The sequence below is a fragment of the Nodosilinea sp. AN01ver1 genome (assembly GCF_050565655.1).
Taxonomy (GTDB): domain Bacteria; phylum Cyanobacteriota; class Cyanobacteriia; order Phormidesmidales; family Phormidesmidaceae; genus Nodosilinea.
In genome coordinates, this window is sequence record NZ_JBNXVS010000028.1 from 25,316 (window position 1) to 45,348 (window position 20,033).

General features: G+C 56.2%; 15 protein-coding genes and 1 riboswitch. Of the genes, 8 read left to right on the top strand and 7 right to left on the bottom strand.

Going from position 1 to position 20,033, the window contains the following annotated elements; all coding sequences use genetic code 11:
- Positions 1-101 precede the first annotated feature (101 nt).
- The 3 genes from ACQ4N7_RS19470 to ACQ4N7_RS19480 all read right to left on the bottom strand — a co-directional run bounded on the left by ACQ4N7_RS19470 (position 102) and on the right by ACQ4N7_RS19480 (position 5,101).
- A complete protein-coding gene (locus ACQ4N7_RS19470) occupies positions 102-1,127 on the bottom strand; it encodes an anti-sigma factor antagonist (RefSeq protein ID WP_430713152.1) in 1,026 nt (341 codons plus the stop codon).
- A gap of 213 nt (positions 1,128-1,340) precedes the next feature.
- The gene (gene acnA, locus ACQ4N7_RS19475) at positions 1,341-4,022 is read right to left on the bottom strand and encodes an aconitate hydratase AcnA (RefSeq protein WP_430713153.1); all 2,682 of its coding nucleotides are present in this window, start codon (positions 4,020-4,022) and stop codon (positions 1,341-1,343) included.
- A 128-nt stretch (positions 4,023-4,150) separates the two neighbouring features.
- Positions 4,151-5,101, bottom strand: coding sequence for a J domain-containing protein (locus tag ACQ4N7_RS19480; protein WP_430713154.1), 951 nt, complete (start codon positions 5,099-5,101; stop codon positions 4,151-4,153).
- Positions 5,102-5,273: 172 nt separating this feature from the next.
- On the opposite strand from ACQ4N7_RS19480, the gene ACQ4N7_RS19485 reads away from it, so the two are divergent.
- The 5 genes from ACQ4N7_RS19485 to ACQ4N7_RS19505 all read left to right on the top strand — a co-directional run bounded on the left by ACQ4N7_RS19485 (position 5,274) and on the right by ACQ4N7_RS19505 (position 12,081).
- Entirely contained in the window at positions 5,274-5,642 is a 369-nt protein-coding gene (locus ACQ4N7_RS19485; protein WP_430713155.1) for an NINE protein, read from the top strand.
- Between the two features lie 45 nt (positions 5,643-5,687).
- Complete coding sequence (locus tag ACQ4N7_RS19490; protein ID WP_430713156.1) at positions 5,688-6,218, top strand: helix-hairpin-helix domain-containing protein; 531 nt, start codon at positions 5,688-5,690, stop codon at positions 6,216-6,218.
- 488 nt (positions 6,219-6,706) lie between these two features.
- Positions 6,707-9,106: a phosphoketolase family protein gene (locus ACQ4N7_RS19495; RefSeq protein ID WP_430713157.1), complete on the top strand. Its 2,400-nt coding sequence runs from the start codon at positions 6,707-6,709 to the stop codon at positions 9,104-9,106.
- Between the two features lie 407 nt (positions 9,107-9,513).
- Positions 9,514-9,656: riboswitch (cyclic di-AMP (ydaO/yuaA leader) on the top strand.
- Positions 9,657-9,766: 110 nt separating this feature from the next.
- Positions 9,767-11,104 carry an SLC13 family permease gene (locus tag ACQ4N7_RS19500; protein ID WP_430713158.1) on the top strand — a complete coding sequence of 446 codons (1,338 nt, stop codon included), beginning with the start codon at positions 9,767-9,769 and terminating at the stop codon, positions 11,102-11,104.
- Positions 11,105-11,196: 92 nt separating this feature from the next.
- The gene (locus ACQ4N7_RS19505; RefSeq protein WP_430713159.1) at positions 11,197-12,081 is read left to right on the top strand and encodes an alpha/beta fold hydrolase; all 885 of its coding nucleotides are present in this window, start codon (positions 11,197-11,199) and stop codon (positions 12,079-12,081) included.
- A gap of 76 nt (positions 12,082-12,157) precedes the next feature.
- Here ACQ4N7_RS19505 and ACQ4N7_RS19510 read toward each other — a convergent pair whose 3' ends face one another.
- The gene (locus tag ACQ4N7_RS19510; RefSeq protein ID WP_430713160.1) at positions 12,158-12,883 is read right to left on the bottom strand and encodes a hypothetical protein; all 726 of its coding nucleotides are present in this window, start codon (positions 12,881-12,883) and stop codon (positions 12,158-12,160) included.
- Positions 12,884-13,411: 528 nt separating this feature from the next.
- Here ACQ4N7_RS19510 and ACQ4N7_RS19515 point away from each other — a divergent pair.
- Complete coding sequence (locus ACQ4N7_RS19515; protein WP_430713161.1) at positions 13,412-14,227, top strand: FkbM family methyltransferase; 816 nt, start codon at positions 13,412-13,414, stop codon at positions 14,225-14,227.
- Positions 14,228-14,374: 147 nt separating this feature from the next.
- Here ACQ4N7_RS19515 and ACQ4N7_RS19520 read toward each other — a convergent pair whose 3' ends face one another.
- A complete protein-coding gene (locus tag ACQ4N7_RS19520) occupies positions 14,375-15,010 on the bottom strand; it encodes a hypothetical protein (protein WP_430713162.1) in 636 nt (211 codons plus the stop codon).
- A 275-nt stretch (positions 15,011-15,285) separates the two neighbouring features.
- On the opposite strand from ACQ4N7_RS19520, the gene ACQ4N7_RS19525 reads away from it, so the two are divergent.
- Both ACQ4N7_RS19525 and ACQ4N7_RS19530 read left to right on the top strand, forming a co-directional pair.
- Positions 15,286-15,696, top strand: a complete 411-nt coding sequence (locus ACQ4N7_RS19525) for a hypothetical protein (protein ID WP_035993521.1) — start codon at positions 15,286-15,288, stop codon at positions 15,694-15,696.
- Between the two features lie 4 nt (positions 15,697-15,700).
- The gene (locus ACQ4N7_RS19530; protein WP_430713163.1) at positions 15,701-16,957 is read left to right on the top strand and encodes an aldehyde dehydrogenase family protein; all 1,257 of its coding nucleotides are present in this window, start codon (positions 15,701-15,703) and stop codon (positions 16,955-16,957) included.
- A 427-nt stretch (positions 16,958-17,384) separates the two neighbouring features.
- On the opposite strand, the gene ACQ4N7_RS19535 is transcribed toward ACQ4N7_RS19530, so the two are convergent.
- The gene (locus tag ACQ4N7_RS19535; protein ID WP_430713164.1) at positions 17,385-18,515 is read right to left on the bottom strand and encodes a glycosyltransferase family 1 protein; all 1,131 of its coding nucleotides are present in this window, start codon (positions 18,513-18,515) and stop codon (positions 17,385-17,387) included.
- 940 nt (positions 18,516-19,455) lie between these two features.
- Entirely contained in the window at positions 19,456-19,947 is a 492-nt protein-coding gene (locus ACQ4N7_RS19540) for a T3SS (YopN, CesT) and YbjN peptide-binding chaperone 1 (RefSeq protein WP_430713165.1), read from the bottom strand.
- Between the last annotated feature and the right edge of the window lie 86 nt (positions 19,948-20,033).

Consider the following 20,033-nt stretch of genomic DNA (forward strand, 5'->3'; position numbering starts at 1 on the left):
TCGCGGCTGACTCAGCCGGGGATGACAAGGTAGCCGTTCTAGGTGAGAATCTCCCCAGCACTGGCATCAACTCGCTCATCTACCCATCTACCCATCTACCCCTAGGCCGCCCCCGCCTTCTTAGAAAACAGCACCAAAATGGTCTTGACAATGAGCTGAATGTCGTAGGCCAGGCTCCAGTTCTTCTGGTAGTCCAGATCCATTCGAATCACATCCTCAAACTTTTTCACCGTTGAGCGACCGTTCACCTGCCACTCGCCAGTCATGCCGGGCTTAACGTCCAGGCGCTGCCACTCAGGCACCTTGTACTGCTCAATTTCGTCGGGGGTGGGCGGGCGAGTGCCCACCAGGCTCATATCGCCCCGCAGCACGTTCCAAAACTGGGGCAGTTCATCCAGGCTGGTGCGACGCAGAAAACGGCCTACTTTGGTAATGCGGGGGTCATTTTCGTTCTTGAACAGCGGCCCCTCTAGCTCGTTTTCAACCTGAGCCTTGAGGGCTTCGGCATCGGTCACCATCGAGCGAAACTTCCAAATCTCAAAGCGCTTGCCCATCCAGGAGCACCGCACCTGCTTAAAGAGGATGGGGCCGCCGTCTTCGAGCTTGATCGCAAGTACAATCGGCACCGACAGGACCGCAGTAATAGCCAGGCCGACCAGGGCTCCGACGATATCTAGAGCACGCTTGCCTCTGGACGTAACCGACGGATGCGCCGTCAGCGCCACAAACCGCATCTCAGGCTTGGGGGCCGGGGCTTCTGGCTCCCCGGAAACGGCTTCAAAGGTGAAAAGCTGCTCTAGATCGGTGAGAGCCAGCACCATACGAACCTGTTCCTGCACGCCTCGCAGCACCATCTCTACGCCCTTGGCTTTACAGGTGCGGTAGCAGATGACCAGGGCACCCAGGCCGCTGCTGTCGATGAATTCGGTTTGGCTGAGATCGATGATGATGGATTCAGGGACTGGCTGACTGAGGCAATGGCGCTTGACCTGTTGCTCAAACTCAACCGCCTCGACAACGGTTAGGGTAGATGGCACGCCAACGACACAAACGGTGTCCAGATCCTCGGTCGCGGACTGGTGGGCAGCTACTTGTGGATCCTGATCTGGAGCAATGGATGAGGTCATACCGACATCCCTGGTAATAGTTAGTGCAGTGGTTACTGTGAGGGTTCCCCCAACAATGGAAACTATAGAAGTCTCTTCCAGGGGTTGCCCTGCCTCCGACCCCAACTTCAACGAGTCTTAATGAGTCGTTGAGGAGTTGGTTAGGAACAGCTGCGTGTTCCTTCCCTTGACGGACGCAGGGCGTTGCGGTTCCAAATCAGGCTCTGTTGCTCCCTAAGCTACCAGCAACTGCCGTAGTACGTAGGGCAGAATGCCGCCGTGGCGGAAGTACTCTACTTCGTCTAGCGTGTCAATGCGGCAGAGCAGGGGCAGCGTGGTCGTGTCACCCTCGACCCGGTGGATTACCAGGTTGACCGTCATACCGGGCTGAATGCCGCCACTGAGGCCGGTCAGGTCAAAGGTTTCGCGGCCGTCCAGATGCAGCATGCCCCGGTGTACGCCCTCTGTGAACTGTAGCGGCAGCACGCCCATGCCCACCAGGTTGGAGCGGTGAATGCGCTCAAAGCTCTCGGCTACCACCGCCTTAACCCCCAGCAGCCGAGTGCCCTTAGCGGCCCAGTCGCGGGATGAGCCGGTGCCGTATTCTTTACCCGCAATCACCACCAGAGGAGTATCGCTGGCCTGGTACTTCATCGCCGCATCATAGATAGACATGTCGGTACCGTCGGGCATGTAGCGGGTCACCCCGCCGGAGGAGCCGGGCACCATCTCGTTTTTGAGCCGAATGTTGGCGAAGGTGCCGCGCATCATCACCTCGTGGTTGCCCCGCCGCGACCCGTAGGAGTTGAAGTCGGCAGCGGTCACGTTGTTGCCCACCAGGTAGCTGCCGGCGGGGCTATCGGTTTTGATCGCCCCGGCAGGGGAGATGTGGTCGGTGGTGATGCTGTCGCCCAGAATGGCCAGGGGACGCGCCCCGACGATATCGGCAAAGGCCTGACCGTTGACGCTGGGGGCCATACCCTCAAAGTAGGGTGGGTTTTGGACGTAGGTGCTGTCGCCGCTCCAGGCGTAGGTCTGGCTTTCGGGGGTGGCGATCTGCTGCCAGTCGGCGGTGCCGGTAAACACGTTGCCGTAGCGGCTGCGGAACATCTCGGGGGTGAGGGCCTCAGCCATAACGGCTCGAATTTCGGCGCTGGTAGGCCAGATATCTTTTAGGTAGACCGGACGGCCCTCGGGGTCTTGGCCGATGGGGTCGGTTTTGAGGTCGATGGCCAGGCTGCCTGCGATCGCATAGGCCACCACCAGCGGCGGCGAGGCCAGGTAGTTGGCTTTAGTGTGGGGGCTGACTCGGCCCTCAAAGTTGCGGTTGCCCGACAGCACCGCACCGACGACCAGATCGTTGCTGTCGATGGCGTTAGCAATGGGGCCAGACAGGGGGCCAGAATTGCCAATGCAGGTGGTACAGCCGTAGCCCACCAGGTTAAAGCCCAGGGCATCCAAGTCTTCCTGGAGGTTGGCCTTTTCGAGGTAGTCGCTCACCACCTGGCTGCCGGGGGCCAACGAGGTTTTGACCCAGGGCTTGACGGTCAGCCCTTTCGCGCGCGCTTTGCGGGCAACCAGGCCAGCCCCAATCATCACCGAGGGGTTGGAGGTGTTGGTGCAGCTGGTGATAGCAGCGATCACCACGTCGCCATCGGTGAGGCTGTAGTCGGTACCGGCCACCGGCACCGATCGCTTCTCGGCGTAGGGTTTGCCGCTAAAGGCGGGGAAGTCAGAATCCTTAAACTGACTGGCCAAGGCCGCCAGAGTAACCCGGTCCTGGGGCCGCTTTGGCCCGGCCAGAGACGGTTCTACGGTGGCTAAATCCAGCGCCAGCGAGTCGGTAAAGACGGGGTCGGGGGAGTTGGCCTCGCGCCAGAGCCCCTGGGCCTTGGCGTAGGCCTCAACCAGGGCGACGCGATCGGGGGCGCGGCCCGAAAATTCTAAATAGTGAATTGTTTCGCTATCGATGGGGAAGAAGCCGCAGGTCGCGCCGTACTCGGGGGCCATATTGGCGATCGTGGCGCGATCGGCCAGGGTGAGGTGGTCGAGGCCGTCGCCGTAGAATTCCACAAACTTGCCCACTACCCCTTTGGCCCGCAGCATTTCGACCACGGTGAGCACCAGGTCTGTAGCAGTGGCCCCCTCGGGCAGGGAGCCGGCGAGCTTGAAGCCCACCACTTCTGGAATCAGCATGGAGATGGGCTGACCCAGCATGGCCGCCTCGGCCTCAATGCCGCCCACGCCCCAGCCCAGCACCGAGAGGCCGTTGATCATGGTGGTGTGGCTGTCGGTGCCGACCAGGGTGTCGGGGTAGGCAATGGTTTCGCCGTTTTCATCCTTTGTCCACACCACCTGGGCCAGGTACTCCAGGTTGACCTGGTGACAGATGCCGGTACCCGGCGGCACCACCCGAAAATTGTCGAAGGCGTTCTGCCCCCAGCGCAGGAAGGCGTAGCGCTCAAAGTTGCGCTGAAATTCTTTCTCGACGTTTTGGCCAAAGGCGTCGGCGCTGCCGAAGGAATCGACCATCACCGAGTGGTCGATCACCAGATCTACGGGTGACAGGGGGTTGATCTTGTCGGGATCGCCGCCCAGATTTACCATGGCGTCGCGCATGGCGGCCAGATCGACCACGGCAGGTACGCCGGTAAAATCTTGCATCAGCACGCGGGCGGGTCGGTAGGCAATCTCGCGCGTGGAGGACTGCGTTTGCAGCCAGTCGGCCACCGCCTGCACATCTGCCGCCGTGACCGATCGCCCGTCTTCGTGGCGCAGCAGGTTTTCGAGCAACACCTTGAGGCTGAAGGGCAGGCGGCTGATGTCACCCAGGCTGGCGGCAGCGGCGGGCAGGCTGTAGATGGTGTAAGTGGTGCTGCCTACGGTGAGGTGGGTTTTGGCGTCGAAACTATTCACAGGGCTGTTCACAGGGCTTGGGCTCTCCGGGTCGCGACGGGCATAGTTAGCGTTGCGATCTTATTACATCCGCTGCCCTGCTGTGCTGTAGGCTGTGTTGCTAATCGAGCCCCAGGGAGCAATCTGCTCTAGCGGGTTGACCCTTTAGAAAATAGGCCGCCAAACAGCGATCGCTTTTCGGCAGAAGGCTTAACGACCGACCCAGCGCCGCCAGCGCTGCGACCTGGAGTATCGGCCACTGTTACATTGAGCTGCTGGGCATACTTGAGGGCGACGGCGTTTTTAGGGTTGAGGCGCAGCGCCTGTTTAAAGTGCACCTTGGCCATTCCCGTCAGCTTGCTGAGCAAGTAGGCCTGCCCGATCAGGCAGTGGTAGCTGCTGTTTTGCGGATCGATTTTGAGGGCATCTTTGAGTTCCTGAATAGCCGCCTGCACGTTTTTGCCCTTGAGATACTCCTGGGCCCGGCTGTAGTGGCGCTCGGCGTACATCAACCCCGACGCTGGCTTACCGTCGGAGGGCGAGTCGGAGAGCGGCGCAGGCGAATTAGGCACTGAGGTGGCGGTCATCAGTCCGGATCGCTTTTCGCGAATGACCGGGGATCCCATCTTGCGGCGTAGATAGACCAGGTTTAGTTCGCTCAGCTGCTGGGTGCAGGCTTCAAAATCGACCACTGACTTGTACTGGCAATCGCACAGCCGATCGACCGCCTGCTCGTAGAACACGTCTACCTCAGGCTCGGGCACCTCCAGCAGCTGTTTGCTTTGCTCACCCGTGGGGTTGAGCGGCTGATCGCGGCTCAGGCGACGCACCTTGAAGCGCAGCATGGCCAAGACTTCGTTGCGGCTTTTATCCTGCTTCAACCGCTGGTAGGCGGGGTTGACCAGCTTGGGCAGCACCTGGTCGGCAAACTGACGCAGCTCTGGTGCCACATGCATTAACGCGTCGGGATGGAGCTGTTTAGCAACAGTTCGATAGCGCTTGAGAATACGGCGCTCGTCGGCGGCTACAGATAGCCCCAGCAGCGCGTAGGGGTCGGTAAATCGTTTCAGCCACTCAGGGGAGAAGGCAGCGTGGGACATTCAGGGGTAGAACTAGGGGGGCTCTTTGTTATCTTCACGGATTAATGCTAACCCCATACTGGAATCCGAAGGCCAATGTCGATTCTTTACGCCAGGCTTATACTGGTTTCACAAGCTGGTTCAAAGTCAGTTCAAAGGTTTAAATTTCACGGGCTTCAAAGGTGGCGAAGCAATGTTGGCACAGCGTTCCCGTCGAACAGCCGTTTTCCTAGCCTGGGCTGGGGTGTTTACTCCGGTGTCAGGCTTTCATAAGTTTTACCTGGGCCAGCCCTTCTGGGGTGCTCTCTATCTGCTGCTCAGCTGGACGCAAATTCCTCGGGTGGCTTGCGTCATTGAGGGCTTTATGCTGTTAGCCCAGCCCTCAGATGCCTTTGGCGCGATCGATGTTTCGGCCCAAGAAGCCAAAGCTGGCCTCGACCCAAAACAAATTAATGCCCTGGCAGAAGCCCTGCGAGAGCTAGATACGCTGCGTCAGGAGGGGCTGATCTCAGAGCTTGAATTTGAGCAGAAGCGCCGCCTGCTGCTCGATCAGGTAGCCTAGCTGTAGAAAACAGGCATTGACCAGTCAGTAGTGAGCAGGTAGGTTGTGCTGAAGCGTTGGCAAACTCTGAGGGCGCAGCTCGATCCCCTCGCTAATCGGCTGAACCAGGATCCAAACTATCGGCTGCGGTCTTACCAGGAAGTAGATCAGGCCGCTCGCCTGGGCTTTACCGTTGACGTGAATCGGGCCACGGTAGACGACTGGCTACAGCTGCCGGGGCTGTCGATTCGGCAGGCTCAGGGATTGGTGCGCTTGCGCCAGGCGGGGGTTCAGTTTCACTGTTTAGAAGATGTGGCGGCGGCTTTAGGGGTCGCTGCAGCCCAGCTCATTCGCCTGGCCCCGGTGCTGTCGTTTTGCTACTACGACGACCACAGCGGTACCCTACCCGGCCTCAGCCTAAACCAGGCGACGGTGGCCCAGCTCTGTGCGGTGCCGGGGATGTCGCCAGCGCTGGCTCAGGCGGTAGTGCAGGAGCGATCGCACCGTGGGCCCTACCGAGATCTCGCTGACCTACAGCGCCGCCTGGGGCTACCCCCCGATCTGGTGCAAACCCTTATGTATTACCTGCGCCCTTAGCCATTGGGGCCTACCAGCGCTAGCCAATTTCCTTGGCATAGCACCAATAGCGACAGCCACAACCGGGACGGCGAATTAGTGTACAGCCATTGCCTACGGACTACCTGTGCCAACGTCCTAACATTTGTGATGGCTATGTTATAGCGAAATAGCTGTAGCAATGCTGACAACAAATAACAGCTTGAACCTGTTTTATAGGATTGCCCTAGGCAGATTTCAGGTCTGGTATTGGGTTAGTTCTATGCAGGTATTTATGATCTTGGCGTACAGCAACAAAACGATAAATTGCGATCGCGATTTGCGATCGCCGAACAATCCCCAATCCTTACTTTGCAAAGAGTTTGAGACGTTTTAAGGAACCATAAGCCGAACTTAATTTCACTGGGGTATTGTGTAATCGAGAGAAATGTTTTAGAACTTCAATCAAGTTCAAAAAATACGGCTTTTGATTCTTAAGAAAACAAGTAATTTCTGCTGGAGTTAGCGCCATGGTAGTAGCCTCACCTCCTCCAACTAAAACCCTGACTGACGAAGAGCTGCGTAAAATGCAGGCCTACTGGCGAGCCTGCAACTACCTTGCCGCGGGCATGATTTACCTGCGCAGCAACCCCCTGTTGAAAGAACCCCTTCGGGCTGAGCATGTTAAGTACCGGCTGCTCGGCCACTGGGGTGCTTCCCCGGCCCTCAGCTTTACCTACATCCACTGCAATCGGCTGATCAAAAAGTACGACCTGGATATGATCTTTGTGGCCGGCCCTGGTCACGGTGCGCCGGGGGTGCTGGGTCCGGTCTATCTAGAGGGAACCTACTCCGAGATTTATCCCGACAAGAGTATGGATGAAGACGGCCTGCGCCGCTTCTTCAAGCAGTTTTCCTTCCCCGGCCACATTGGCAGTCATGTGACCCCCGAAACCCCTGGGTCAATCCACGAGGGCGGTGAGTTGGGCTACAGCATCTCCCATGCCTACGGGGCGGTGCTCGACAACCCAGACCTAATTGTCACCTGTGTGGCGGGCGACGGTGAGGCTGAAACCGGCCCGTTGGCCACCTCCTGGCACTCTAACAAGTTCATCAACCCGGCTCGCGACGGGGCGGTGCTGCCGATTCTCAACCTGAATGGCTACAAGATTGCCAACCCTAGCATTCTCTCCCGCGTGTCCCATGAAGAGCTGGAGTGCTTGTTCAGAGGCTACGGCTACACCCCCTACTTTGTCGAAGGCAGCGACCCCGCCGAGATGCACCAGAACATGGCGGCGGTGATGGAAGAGTGCGTGCTCAAGATCAAAGAGATCCAGCGAGATGCCCGTGTCAACGGCAACCTGGAACGACCTCGCTGGCCGATGATTGTGCTGCGCACTCCCAAGGGCTGGACCGGGCCTAAAGACGTTGATGGCCACAAGGTGGAAGGGTTCTGGCGATCGCACCAGGTGCCCATGGGCGGCATGCACAGCAACCCCGAGCACCTGCGCCTGCTGGAAGAATGGATGCGTAGCTACAGGCCTGAAGAACTCTTTGACGAGAACGGCACCCTAGTTCCAGAGCTGAGAGATCTGGCTCCGGTCGGCCACCGCCGCATGAGTGCCAATCTGCACGCCAACGGCGGTATGCTGCGCAAGGCGCTGAAAATGCCCAACTTTCGCGACTACGCCATCAACGTGCCTAAGCCCGGCAGCGTTGAGTTTGAGAACACCAAGGCATTGGGCATTCTCATGCGCGACGTGATGCGCGACAACCCCACCAATTTTCGCCTGATGGGGCCAGACGAAACCGCCTCTAACCGACTAAACGCCGTCTACGAAGTCACTAAAAAGGCCTGGATGGCCGACTTTTTGCCTGAAGACCTCGACGGTGGCGAACTCTCCCGCGAGGGCCGGGTGATGGAAATGCTCAGCGAGCACACCCTGCAGGGCTGGCTGGAGGGCTACCTGCTGACCGGTCGCCACGGCCTGTTTCACACCTACGAGGCTTTTGCCCACGTGGTTAGCTCGATGTTTAACCAGCACGCCAAGTGGCTGGACATTTGCAAAAACCATGTACCCTGGCGGCGATCGGTGTCGTCGCTCAACATTTTGCTGTCGTCGCTGGTGTGGCGGCAAGACCACAACGGCTTTAGCCACCAGGACCCCGGCTACGTCGATCTCGTCACCAACAAGAGCCCCGATGTCGTGCGGGTTTACTTTCCGCCCGATGCCAACTGCCTGCTGTCGGTGGCCGACCACTGCTTCCGCAGCGTTGACTACATCAACGTGATTGTCTCCGACAAGCAGAGCCACCTCCAGTACCTGACCATTGAGGAGGCGGTGACCCACTGCACCAAGGGCATCGGCATTTGGGACTGGGCCAGCAACGACGACTGTGGCACCGAGCCCGATGCGCCCGATGTGGTGATGGCCTGCTGCGGCGATATTGTCACCAAAGAATCGCTGGCGGCCACCGCCATTTTGAGGGAGGAGTTTCCCTTCTTGAAGGTGCGGTTTGTGAACGTGGTCGATCTGTTTACCCTGATCTCCCACGGGGAGCACCCCCACGGATTGAGCAACCGCGATTTTGACTCGCTCTTCACCCCCGACAAGCCGGTGATCTTCAACTTCCACGGCTACCCCTGGCTAATTCATAAGCTGGTGTACCGCCGCTCCAACCAGGAGCGCATTCACGTGCGGGGCTATAAAGAGCAGGGCAACATCAACACGCCGCTGGAGCTGGCGATCAATAACGAGATCGATCGCTTTAGCCTGGTAATTGATGTGATCGATCGCGTGCCCAAGCTGGGTTCGGCGGCGGCTCACGTCAAAGAAAAGATGAAAAACAAGATCATCGGGTGCCTCACCTACGCTCACACCGAAGGCAAAGACCAGGACGAGATTACTCACTGGCAGTGGCCCTACTAGGGTCGAGATTGACTCAGAAGCCCACTAACCGAAAGCGGTCTGGGAATCAGGCCGCTTTCAGTTTGATCGGTGATCTAGAGACGAGACGACATATAGCTACAGTCAATTAGATTAGGACGCAGCAGGACCGTCATTCCCGTGGCCACGGGAATCCATTAGAGAGCAGCTACTCCAGCGTAGATTCTCGCTTGCGCGGGAATGACGGTCAAAAGTCATCTTTGGTAACACGTCCTAATCGTGACGGCTACGGCTATACCAGTTCGCTGTCCTAGTCTGGGCCGCACTGGCCAGCACCGCCTCACGCGAACTGGCCAGTGTTCTAAATTTTAAGAAACATTGCGAGTTAGTTTGTGTAAACGTGCCGATTGTGGATCGCCTGTAAATGTGTTAGATTCTTTCCCAATTCAATAGTTACACTGCCTAATTCAGCTTTTGCTGAAGCGGAGGAACCAACCTTTGGGGCTTATCTCAGGGCGAATCGTATCGCCAGAGAAGGGGATCTCTCACCTCTCGCCCGTCAGCTAACTCCGTCGGCCTTGGGAGAGAACGTACTGGAAGCTTTTTCTAGCGCTATCCGTAGTTCTCCTACGACTGTTAACCCCCTCGGTGAAGGCTATTCATCGAAGGGTTTTTGTATAGCACCACAACAGGAGACAGGGTATGGAAACCTGGTCTGAGATCACCGCGTCGGTGATCTTTTTTGGGGTCTTGGCCCTGATTGCTACCGAGCGACTGCATCTGACGATCGCGGCCTTTTTGGGGGCGATGCTGCTGATTTTTCTGCACGTGTTGACCCTCGATCAGGCGATCGCCTACATCGGCCACAGTCACGCCACCCTGGCTCTATTTTTTGGGGTGATGGTGATGGTGCGCGCCTTTGAGCCAACCAAAATTTTTGAGTACCTGGCGACCCAGATGGTGATTATGGCGCGGGGGGAGGGCAAGCGCCTGTTGCTGGGCATTGTGGCCATTACCACCCCCGTCTGCGCCATGCTGCCCAACGCCACCACGGTAATGCTGCTGGCTCCGCTGATTCCGCCCATGGCGGCAGAACTCAACATCAACTTTGTGCCGCTGCTGATCTTGATGGTGTTTGTGGCCAACAGCGCTGGCCTGCTGACCATTGTGGGCGACCCGGCCACCTTTATTGTGGGCAGCTCGATCAACATGAGCTTTTTAGATTACTTGCTTAAGCTCAGCCTGGGGGGCGTGGTGGCGATCGCGACCATTGTGGTCATGCTGCCCATTCTCTTTCCCAATACCTGGCACAAGAAGCTGGATGACCTCGACCACTTGCCCCGCCCGGTGGTCAACCACCCCCGCATGCTGGCTCTGGGTAGCGCGATTGTGGGGCTAGTGCTGGTGCTCTTTGTGGTGGGCGACAGTCTGCCGGTGCCCATTTCACCGGCGGCGATCGCGCTGCTGGGGGCCGCCCTCTGCCTGCTGCTGACTCACCACAGCGGTATCGACACCGTGCAAAACATTCTGCGCGATGTCGACTGGAGCACGCTGGTCTTTTTTATGAGCGTGTTTGTGCTGATTGGCGGTCTGCAAGAAACCGGGGTGATCAGTTCGGCCTCAGGTTTATTAGGGGTCGTAATCGGTCAAAACATAGCCCTGGGGTCCATGCTGCTGCTGTTTGTAACCGGCATTCTCTCCAGCCTGATTCCCAACATTCCCCTGGTGGTGGCCATGGTGCCGCTGCTGAAGGAGTATCTGGTGAATGTGAATCTGGCCGGGCCAGAGCTGCTGTCGCCCGACTTTGCCGGGCAGATACCGCCTGAGATTTTGCCCCTGTTCGGGGCGATGATGTTTGGGGCCACCCTGGGCGGCAACGGCACCCTGGTGGGTGCGTCGTCAAACATCGTGGCGGCGGGCATCGCCGAGCAGCACGGCAAGCCAATTTCCTTTCGGCTGTTCTTGAACTATGGCCTGCCGCTGATGGCGCTGCAACTTGTCGTCATCAGCGTCTATGTGGGGGTCCGATTCTTGCTGTAGCGGGCCTAGGTCAGGGGCGAACTGCGGGATAGGATGGGTTTGCCTCTGGTTATGTGGCGACTGTCAAACTATCCCTGAAAGGATCTAATGCGATGTCAACCGATCAGATAACCTGGAGCACCTGGCAGGAGTTCAGGTCTGCCCAGCAGGAGGCGGTCTTAGCGGCGGGTACAGCCGCCCACATTCCCGTCACCATTCGCTATATCGATCGGGGGGAGGCCAAGCTCGGCACCGTTTTGCTGATGCACGGCATACCCACCTGGGGCTACCTCTACCACGCCGTGATTCCGCCGCTGGTGCAGGCCGGCTATCGCGTTTTGGCCCCCGATTTTTTGGGCCACGGCTGGTCAGACCGCCGCGATCGCTTTGATCGATCGTTTCAAGATCAGGCCCGTATGATTCTGGCCCTGCTGTCATCGCTGGGCCTGGAGCGGGTGGATGTGGTGGGCCACGATACGGGCGGTGCGGTAGCGCTCATCTTGGCGATCGAGCACCCGGCGGTGGTCAATCGCCTGGTGATTACCAATGCGGTCTGCTACGACCGCTTTGACGACGACATGCTCGACTTTGGCCATCCGCTGCGGTGGAAGCCGCGCCCAGTTGCCGAGCTAGTTGCCGCCCTTGAGGAAAGCCTGGCCGCTGGTCTGTCTAACCAGAGCCAGCTCACCGCCGAGTTCCGGGCAGGCATTATTGCGCCCTGGGCCAGCGAAGAAGGCAAACTGAGCCTGCTGCGCAATGCCGCTGCCCTCAATGCCAACCAAACCATGGCGCTGGTCGATCGCCACGGCACCATTACCGCCCGCACTCTGATTTTGTGGGGCATGGATGACCCCTGGCAGCGGTTAGAAGACGGCAGACAGCTGGCCAGCGAGATTCCCGGAGCCATATTTCAGCCCCTTGAGCAGGCCTCTCACTGGGTGCAGCAGGATGCCCCAGAGCGTTTTACTCAGGCGTTGCTAGATTTTTTTGCTGGTTAAAGAAAGGGGAAAGGCATCCCTGTCGCCAAAGCTCTGGAGCAATTGGCAATGCGCTTCCCAAGACGTACCTGCCCTGTTACTTACTCTTTTTGTTTTTCTTAGCTTTCTTTCCTTTCCCCTTCCTGCCGTTCCTCTGAAAATAGCTGGAGCCAGCCTGGGCCAGAATAGATTTCACCTGGCTGATGGCATCATCGATCACGTCAGCGACAGCTTCCTGGGTAGCGGTAGCGGTAGCCTGGGTCACACCGACGGCATGACCTGCGGCGCGTTGCGTTTGATCGGCTGTATTTCGGGTTCCAGCGATCGCGTTTTCAATCTGACTAACAACAAAGGCTCGCGTTTGGTCCGCACGCTTATCGGTTTCGTCAACTAAATCGTCAACCTGGGCTTGAGCAATACCTGCCGTCACAGCCGTTTTTTCTTTAGCGTTTTCTAGGCCCCGATCGGCTCGATCTTTCACCGCAGATCGACCGTTGGTTACGGCGCTTTCTACCGCATCAAGCGCATTGGCTGCCGGTGAGGTGGCGTCGGCGATCGCCTCCTTCAGCCCGCCAGCAACGTTTTTAAGCGAATCATTGATAGGGGTGAGCTGGTTTTGAAGCGTCTCTTTAGGATTTGATTGAGCTACCGACTTAGACATCTTGTTAATAGCAACCTGCGAAATCTCGGCAATCAAAGCCGTTGCTACTGCTGCGCCTAGATCTCGCACACTCATGCCCAAAACTGTAGTATCGCCTTGAGAGTTCTGGCTCTCTAGCTGATTAGACTTGGCCTTCTTTTTGCTCTTCTTCTTAGACCCCATGGTGTAACCTCTCGTTCTCGCTCGATAAGACATATCGTTAAAGGGCAGCAGATTTAAGCAACCACCTGGGCAGCTACATTTGCCTGATAGAATGACGCGCCGCCTCGGGCCTAGCTTTTGCGCCAGAGCCTCTCATCTTAGTAGCGGCTTAACCTGAACGTGTCTGTTCGGAGAGAGAGATGCGGTACGGCGAAGGTCCAAAACGACAGCAACAAATATGGCTGTTACCCAAGCAAAGTCAATAGAAATGGTTATTCTCAAGGCGGTCGTCCATGCGCTAGCGCGGTACCCCCGACGATAACAACAGCTATAGCCGTTCCCTGAGCGAAGCCGTCGGTGTTCGCGGGGCGAGTGCTCGGCACTCAGCCACCCCAAAGGGGCTAGGGACGGCTACTTTTAGATACAGTTCAAATTGGCACCTGCTGTTTTTCGACCGGCAAACCACCATTTCTTACCCTGGTCTGAGTCAAAGCTCTTACCTGGTGCAGATGCTACGCTTAAGGCATATTTTTCTTCGGGGCCGATCTAATGCGCGTAGAAGCTTGCTGTCAGGCCCTGCTTGAGCACCTGTTGCCCGATCTTGACCCTCAGCAGCAGGGCCTCTGCATCGATGTTGGGGTCGGTACCTTTGCCTTTTATTGCGAGCTGTTTGCTCGGCTAGGGTTTACCACCGTAGCGGTAGAACCTTTCCCAACCGACAAGCTGCGGGCCGTTTGCGGGCAGTACCCAATTCAACTCATAGAGCAGTGCCTCTCGGATCAGGTGGGTACTCAGACCCTGCACATGGGCCAGTTTGCCAATCTAGCCAACAGCAACTTTAGTTCGCTGGCGGCTGACTGGTTTGGAGCTTCAACCACCACCCGCTCGGTGCCCACCCTAAACCTTGCCGCGTTGCTCAAGCATGTAGCCGCTGCTCGCATTACCGCCTTTAAGCTCGATATCGAAGGGTGGGAACCCGTGGTGATTCAGCAGTTTGCCGAGCTGCCTGCCGAGCTAATGCCTCAGGTCGTCATGTTTGAGTACGGCGGCGGCAGCAGCCGCGCCTTGGGAGCAAAAGGCTGGTCGCCCCGATTTTTTGAGGGTACTATGACCTGCCTAAAGACTCTGCAGCAGCTAGGGTACGACTTTAGCGTCATGGTTGACTACGCCTCGGGCACTCAGGCCAAGGTGTTTGACCTGCAGTCCTTAGATTTGGCTCACGAGTCGCCTTTCTATGCCAACGGGGTCTATGGCAATATTCTCTGCTTTTATCGGCAGCGCTTTTCAAGCGCCATCATTCACCGCGTCTGTGCCCCCTACGGCGGCGGCTTTGCCAACTGGTTAATTAGCAGGCTTGTGTCGTAAAAGCGTGCCTCAGGGACCGTCACCAGTTAAATTGCTAGTGGCTAGAGAATCAGTGGTTAAAAGCCCTTAGCTTGCTTTTTGGGCGACGTAACAGCGCTGACGGGCAGAGGACTGTGGACAGGCTTGATGGTACGCCTAGGGCATGCGCTATCGCCCCAGACCATCAGGAACCTGCTCATCGTCGTAGTAGTTCCACAGGGAGGCCACCGGTTCTTCTACTTCAATGTTGGTGCCAACGGGGTTGGTGCCAACGGGGGCATCGGCAGCGGCAACTAAAAAGGCGTTGGGATCAGCCTGATAGGCGGCAAGTAGGGCTTTTTCTTCTATCGACAGGTCGGGGGAACTGTCTTGCTCCATTTCTAAAAACGTGGTTTCTACCAGCTCCATTTGCTCTTCAGCAACGCTGAGTTCGTGGTGGGTCTCACCGTTGAGCAGCTGCTCCAGGGGTTGTAGCTCGGCTACATGATTTGAGAGAGTCTGCAACCGCTCTTCATAGGTTTTAGTCAGCTGCTGTAGCTCCTGCAGGTGCTGAGCGGCCTGCTGATCGAGGCGGGCCTGCAGCGCGGCTTTTTCGGTTTCTACGGCTTTGAGTTTGGCCTGGTGATCTTTGAGCGCCTTGAGCAAGGGCACAACTTGCCCTTTTAAGGTCATATGATCGACATCGAGCTGGTGAAACCGCTCAGAAAGGCTGACGTAGGCGCGGCACAGGCGAGTGTAGCGCTCCACCATCTGATTGACGTGCTGAAAGTTTCTCACTGCCGTCTCCAGGCGATCGGTGGCCATAGCAACATCCTGTCCGTAGGAGTTAAGGAAGCCAGGACGAAACCCTTCCGCAACTTCGGCAAAGGAGTCGTACTGTCAGGTAGCCTCTTAACTACCACGGTTGTCCCTAAAATTTCAAGCCTTAGCAGATACATTGACACCGAAAATTTAGCGACTTGACTCAATCATCAAACATACTTACCCAAGCTGGTTGTTTTTCAGAAACGGTTTTAGTTAATGTGTCAGAATGATTGGGTTACTACCAGCCCATTTTTGCCCCCCCCACTGGCAGTGCTGTGCGTACCTACAAAAGCCAGAAGATCGACCAGAACGCTGATTATCCCTGCCCCTGTCGCCGGAATGGCTGCATTAAGCCCATTACCCTGACCGAGGCCTTTGGCTGCGATCGCTGCCAGCAAATTTTTGTCGTGCAAGACGACGGCTACGTGATTGAGCAGCTCTCTACCCACTATCCCTACAAGCGCATCTGGCGGTGGACGGGGCAGCAGTGGCGGCTCGATCGCTCCTCCCTGAGCGTCAGCTACCTGCCCCTGGTGGTGCTGGCGGCCTTTGGGGTCATGGTATTCTTTTTGCTGTTGGCCACTCTGCAAACCCCCGACGGTGCCCAGTCCATAGCGCGATTGCTGACCACCCTGGCGGTATCGCTCGCGGTGGTAGGCATGTTTTGGCTGGCCTCACGGCGGTAGAACTATGGTAGAACTAGCCACCCAGGCCGACTTTAGCGCTGCAGTCGAGCAGGTGCGTCAGGCCAGCCACATTTTGGTAGCAGCTGGGGCAGAAACCCAGAGCCGCCTGCTTGAGGCCGTGGCCAACGCTGTTGAGGCCAGCCTTGACGACATTCTTGAAGCCAACACCCTAGATCTTGAGGCCAGCCTCGATATGGCCGTGCCGGAGCGGGTGCTGGACTGGCTCAAGCTCACCCCCGAGCGGCTGCAAACTACGGCCAAAATTCTGCGCCGACTGGCCTATCTGGGCGACCCGCGCGGGCTATTGCACCCTGCTCCCAGCCGCTTGAGCAAGGCCGTGGCGGGCTATGGTCAGGTTGTGCCCCTGGGCGTGGTGGCGCTGGTCTATGAGGCGTTTCCAGAACTGGCGGCGATCGCAGCGGGGCTGAGTCTGCGCACGGGCAACGGCCTCATTCTCAAGGGCAGCAACGAGGCTGGTCAGACCAACCAGGTGATTTTGCAGGCTCTGCACCAGGCTATAGATCAGGTGGGGTTGCCTCAGCACTGCATTCTCTCCCTCACCGAAGAGCAGGGCGATGTCGCTCGCTCGTGGCTGCTGCAAGATCCCGGTGTCGATTTGATTATCCCCTACGGGCGACCGGGGCTGGTGCAGCAGGTCGTACGCCAGGCCGGGGTGCCGGTACTGCCCACGGCCATGGGCAACTGCTACCTCTACTGGTCGGCCTCGGGCCAGCTCGACACCGTCACCCACATGATTTTAGACAGCCATCGGGGTGAGCCCGACGCCGTCAATGCGATCGAAAAGGTGCTGGTGCATCGGGGCTGCAGCCCCTCGGCCCTGGCGCAGCTGTGCCACACCCTGTGGGATCAAGACTTTGAGGTGCTCGCCAACGAGGCCCTGCTGGCCGATCTACCCAACGTTAAACCCACCACCGCCGCCGATTGGAGCCGCCCCTTTTTAAGCAAAACCGTTGCTTTTGGCCTGGTTGAGAATGTTCAAGCCGCCGCCGCTTTGATCAATCGCCACAGCAGCGGTCACGCCAACGCCATTGCCACCGAGGCCTATGCCGAGGGCAGCCGCTTTACTCAGCTAACCACCAGTGCGGTGGTCTACGTCAACACCTCGCCTCGCTTTGTGCGCAACCCGGCCCAGGCCGCCGCGATCGCCCTGGGTATGACCGCCCAGCGAGGCCGCTGTAGTGGCTTTGTCGGCTTGAACGCACTGCTCACAACCCAACATGTTTTGCAGGGCCTAGAGTAGGTTGTGAACGTTGTTGATTGGGCTGCGTTGATTGGGCTGCGAGCATTGGCAGTCGATGTAGCTGTCGCCACGAAAGTTAGAACGTTTTCACTCGGAACCAGGCGATGGCAATAGGCCAGTTCGCGGCCCTGGTCTTGGATTACAGACGGCCAGTACTGTCCCGAGTAAACTGGCCAACATTACAAACGGCTCTCTGATGCTGGGTGCATCCCAACTTTTGCTGGGTGCATCCCAACTTTGCAAATTCATGGATTGGATGGACGGTTGGCCCGTCATGCCCGTGCCAACGGGCATCCAATCAAGAGTAGTTGCTACTCAGTCGATTCCCGCCTCCGCGGAAATGACAGGCACGATTCCTGTTCCAAATCAATAACGCAGCACAGTTACAAGACTGGGATGTATGCTCTGATGCCTGCAGCCCAGCCGTTTACAGCTTTAACCGCAAAGCGTTAATTTCATCGGCAATATACTGGCCGACGACTTGTCCAGAACACTTGGTCTCCCACCAGGCTAAGGTTTGCTTATGGAGCGACTGCAGCAGCATTGGGTTGTTGAGCAGCTTGGTCAACACCGGCTCTAAATTTTGCCAGCTGCCAATTTGAATAATGGGGGCACCGTTATAAAACCAGCGGGACGGCAGCGATTCTGCGATAATGACACAGCCGTAGCGCATGGCCTCAAACAGCCTGTAGGTTTCCAGAGTAGTTCCCCTTGGAGCCAAACAAATTTTGGCATTCATTAAGTTTTGGCTGTAAGTGCTCTGGGGGTTGTAGTTGGCCCCAGCGAAACCTTCTACCAGGGTCAAATGAACTTGAAATTGAGGATTTTTGGCTTTGAACTCTTTAAGGTTAGCAACCATTTCCTCACGCGAGTGGGCTTTTGGCGTTTTAGACCAGTACCGCAGTGACCAGGCAGGATACTGATGCTGGACAACGCTACCATCAAAAAACACATCGAAAGTACGATCCTGGATGGGTTTGATCGGCAGGTTTTCAGAATTAAAATAGCCTGGGGGAATATCGTAAATGGGAACTATTTTGCTTCTTCCTAAAAGCAGAGACTTGGTTTTCTTGAGCCTGTAGCGTATTTTTCTGGCAAAGCGATGGGCAAAGTTTTTAGCCGACTGGCCCAACACCAATACTTTAAAGTAGGATAGTTTCAAAAGGGGACGATAAAGGTTTAGCTGCTCACGGATTTGACGAGTTCCGTAGCATTTAAACACTCCGCCAACCTTGTCAATATAGTTCGGAATGCGGTAAAATTCGTCACCTAATATTAAAACAAAAACGTTTTCGCCATAGGAAGGCATTTCCTTCATCTCAATCATGGTGACATAGAAAACCAAACCCTGGTTGGGCAAAATGCGATCAACAGCCTGCAGCACTTGACTGAAATAGTCGACAAACCCACAGTTTCCAGGCTCAGGATCGTAAATATCCCATGGCACCAAATTTTTGTCTATGTATATAAAAAACTGATTAGCGCTCGAACCAAGCAAATGGTCAAGTCCTATGTTTGACGTGCTAATGTCATACTGGCTATGGCGCTTTTTTAGCATATTTTTACCTAATTTTGTTAATGCAATTTTTGCTGTTTTTCAATAAAGCTCGAGAAAACTAATCGATTATGCTGATCTCATCTGCGCACAGCTTAATTGTAGAGTCATTACGGTTCAGCTTCCCTACGAGCTGCCCGATTGCACACAAGAATTTTGCAAGTCAGATCTGATATTACTCAATCATTCGCCCACTTTTTGCTGTGCCTATTATTTTGTCAAACCTTTTTTTAATCGCTAATTTTAAAACCTAAAGTATTGTCTTGAGTGGCAGGCCTCGCCGCAAAGGTTAAAACACTTTTGGCAGCTATCTGTTATCAATGGCTAGATGCCAGATCGCCGCAAGTTTTTGTGGCTGGTCGTTGAACTGTCCTGAGCTAGCTGACCAAGGCTATAAACAGAGCTTTAGTCAACCTTTTAATTGAGTAATATGTGGTTGTACTTTCAATATTCAAGCCTTTGACACCCCTCGTTTTTAGCATTTAGAGTTCAAGACTCCCAAATTCAACAGCGCTTAAGCGTTAAAAACTCATTAAAAGCTAGGCTTATTTGCCTGAAAAACAAAGTCAAGCTTTCAACAAGAATCAACACATGCGCTGTTTAGCCAGGGAGCTTTTCCTAATGAATGCGAGCGCGACTTAAGCTGAGCTTAAGCCCGAATTCTGGAATCCTATACCCAGGCAAAATCATCAGTGATCTCTTTGTACTGAATTTCTCGTTATGTTTAATCAACTGGCCTGCTTTGTAAAAATGGCATAAACCATTTGCCAACTCTAAAAATTAGTGCATAGGCTGATTCCAGCTTGGGAGCCGTGATTTTTCCGCCGACAGAGCTTCGCTGTAGGCCTTAAGTTTTGTTTAGCCCTGAAAAGGTTTTGTATTCTGCTGTGGCCAAGGCACCAGCTGCACACCTGTAGTTCTGATCGCTGCAAGGAATCGTTGTCTAGGGGGCGATCGCCTGCTCCAGACGGTCAATGGCGCGATCGCCGCCGAAGCGGGCGGCAATGATGTCGTCGTAGGTGTCAGCGATAGTGACCACCGAGAGAATGCAGGTCTGAAGCTCCATCAAATCCATATTTTCGCCACCGAGCACGCTTTCGGCAAACAGCACCTGGTTAGCGTCGTCGAGGTGAAACGCGCCGAACCGCATGCGCCGATTTTCAGTGAGCAAAAAGTGCATCAGCTCGTGGTCGATGGTGCTGCCAATGGTGACGCAGCTGGTGGCCCGCACCGTAGCTAAATCCGCCGTTTCCCAGGGGTGTACCTCCCAGGGCAGCACCTCGATTTCGACCAGGGTAGACCCGTATAGGATGTCGATTTGGGGAACATCGGAGTGGATTCGCAGGCTGTTTTTAAACAGGGCCGCCGTTTGCAGGTAGTCGGCAACCTTGGTATAAGTAAGGGCCTGGACGTTGCTGGCGAAGGAGAGGGGCATGGTGAGGGGGAGGGTGGATGGGTAGCGGTTCCTGAGCGGAGTCGAAGGAGGGATGGGTGGATGGATAGGCGGGTGAGTCGGTTCCT

Excerpts from the sequence above, each read along its gene's own strand:
- ACQ4N7_RS19470 (WP_430713152.1), bottom strand. The coding sequence starts at position 1,127 with ATGACCTCATCCATTGCTCCAGATCAGGATCCACAAGTAGCTGCCCAC.
- ACQ4N7_RS19480 (WP_430713154.1), bottom strand. The coding sequence starts at position 5,101 with ATGTCCCACGCTGCCTTCTCCCCTGAGTGGCTGAAACGATTTACCGAC.
- ACQ4N7_RS19485 (WP_430713155.1), top strand. The coding sequence starts at position 5,274 with ATGTTGGCACAGCGTTCCCGTCGAACAGCCGTTTTCCTAGCCTGGGCT.
- ACQ4N7_RS19495 (WP_430713157.1), top strand. The coding sequence starts at position 6,707 with ATGGTAGTAGCCTCACCTCCTCCAACTAAAACCCTGACTGACGAAGAG.
- ACQ4N7_RS19500 (WP_430713158.1), top strand. The coding sequence starts at position 9,767 with ATGGAAACCTGGTCTGAGATCACCGCGTCGGTGATCTTTTTTGGGGTC.
- ACQ4N7_RS19505 (WP_430713159.1), top strand. The coding sequence starts at position 11,197 with ATGTCAACCGATCAGATAACCTGGAGCACCTGGCAGGAGTTCAGGTCT.
- ACQ4N7_RS19510 (WP_430713160.1), bottom strand. The coding sequence starts at position 12,883 with ATGGGGTCTAAGAAGAAGAGCAAAAAGAAGGCCAAGTCTAATCAGCTA.
- ACQ4N7_RS19515 (WP_430713161.1), top strand. The coding sequence starts at position 13,412 with ATGCGCGTAGAAGCTTGCTGTCAGGCCCTGCTTGAGCACCTGTTGCCC.
- ACQ4N7_RS19520 (WP_430713162.1), bottom strand. The coding sequence starts at position 15,010 with ATGGCCACCGATCGCCTGGAGACGGCAGTGAGAAACTTTCAGCACGTC.
- ACQ4N7_RS19530 (WP_430713163.1), top strand. The coding sequence starts at position 15,701 with ATGGTAGAACTAGCCACCCAGGCCGACTTTAGCGCTGCAGTCGAGCAG.
- ACQ4N7_RS19535 (WP_430713164.1), bottom strand. The coding sequence starts at position 18,515 with ATGCTAAAAAAGCGCCATAGCCAGTATGACATTAGCACGTCAAACATA.
- ACQ4N7_RS19540 (WP_430713165.1), bottom strand. The coding sequence starts at position 19,947 with ATGCCCCTCTCCTTCGCCAGCAACGTCCAGGCCCTTACTTATACCAAG.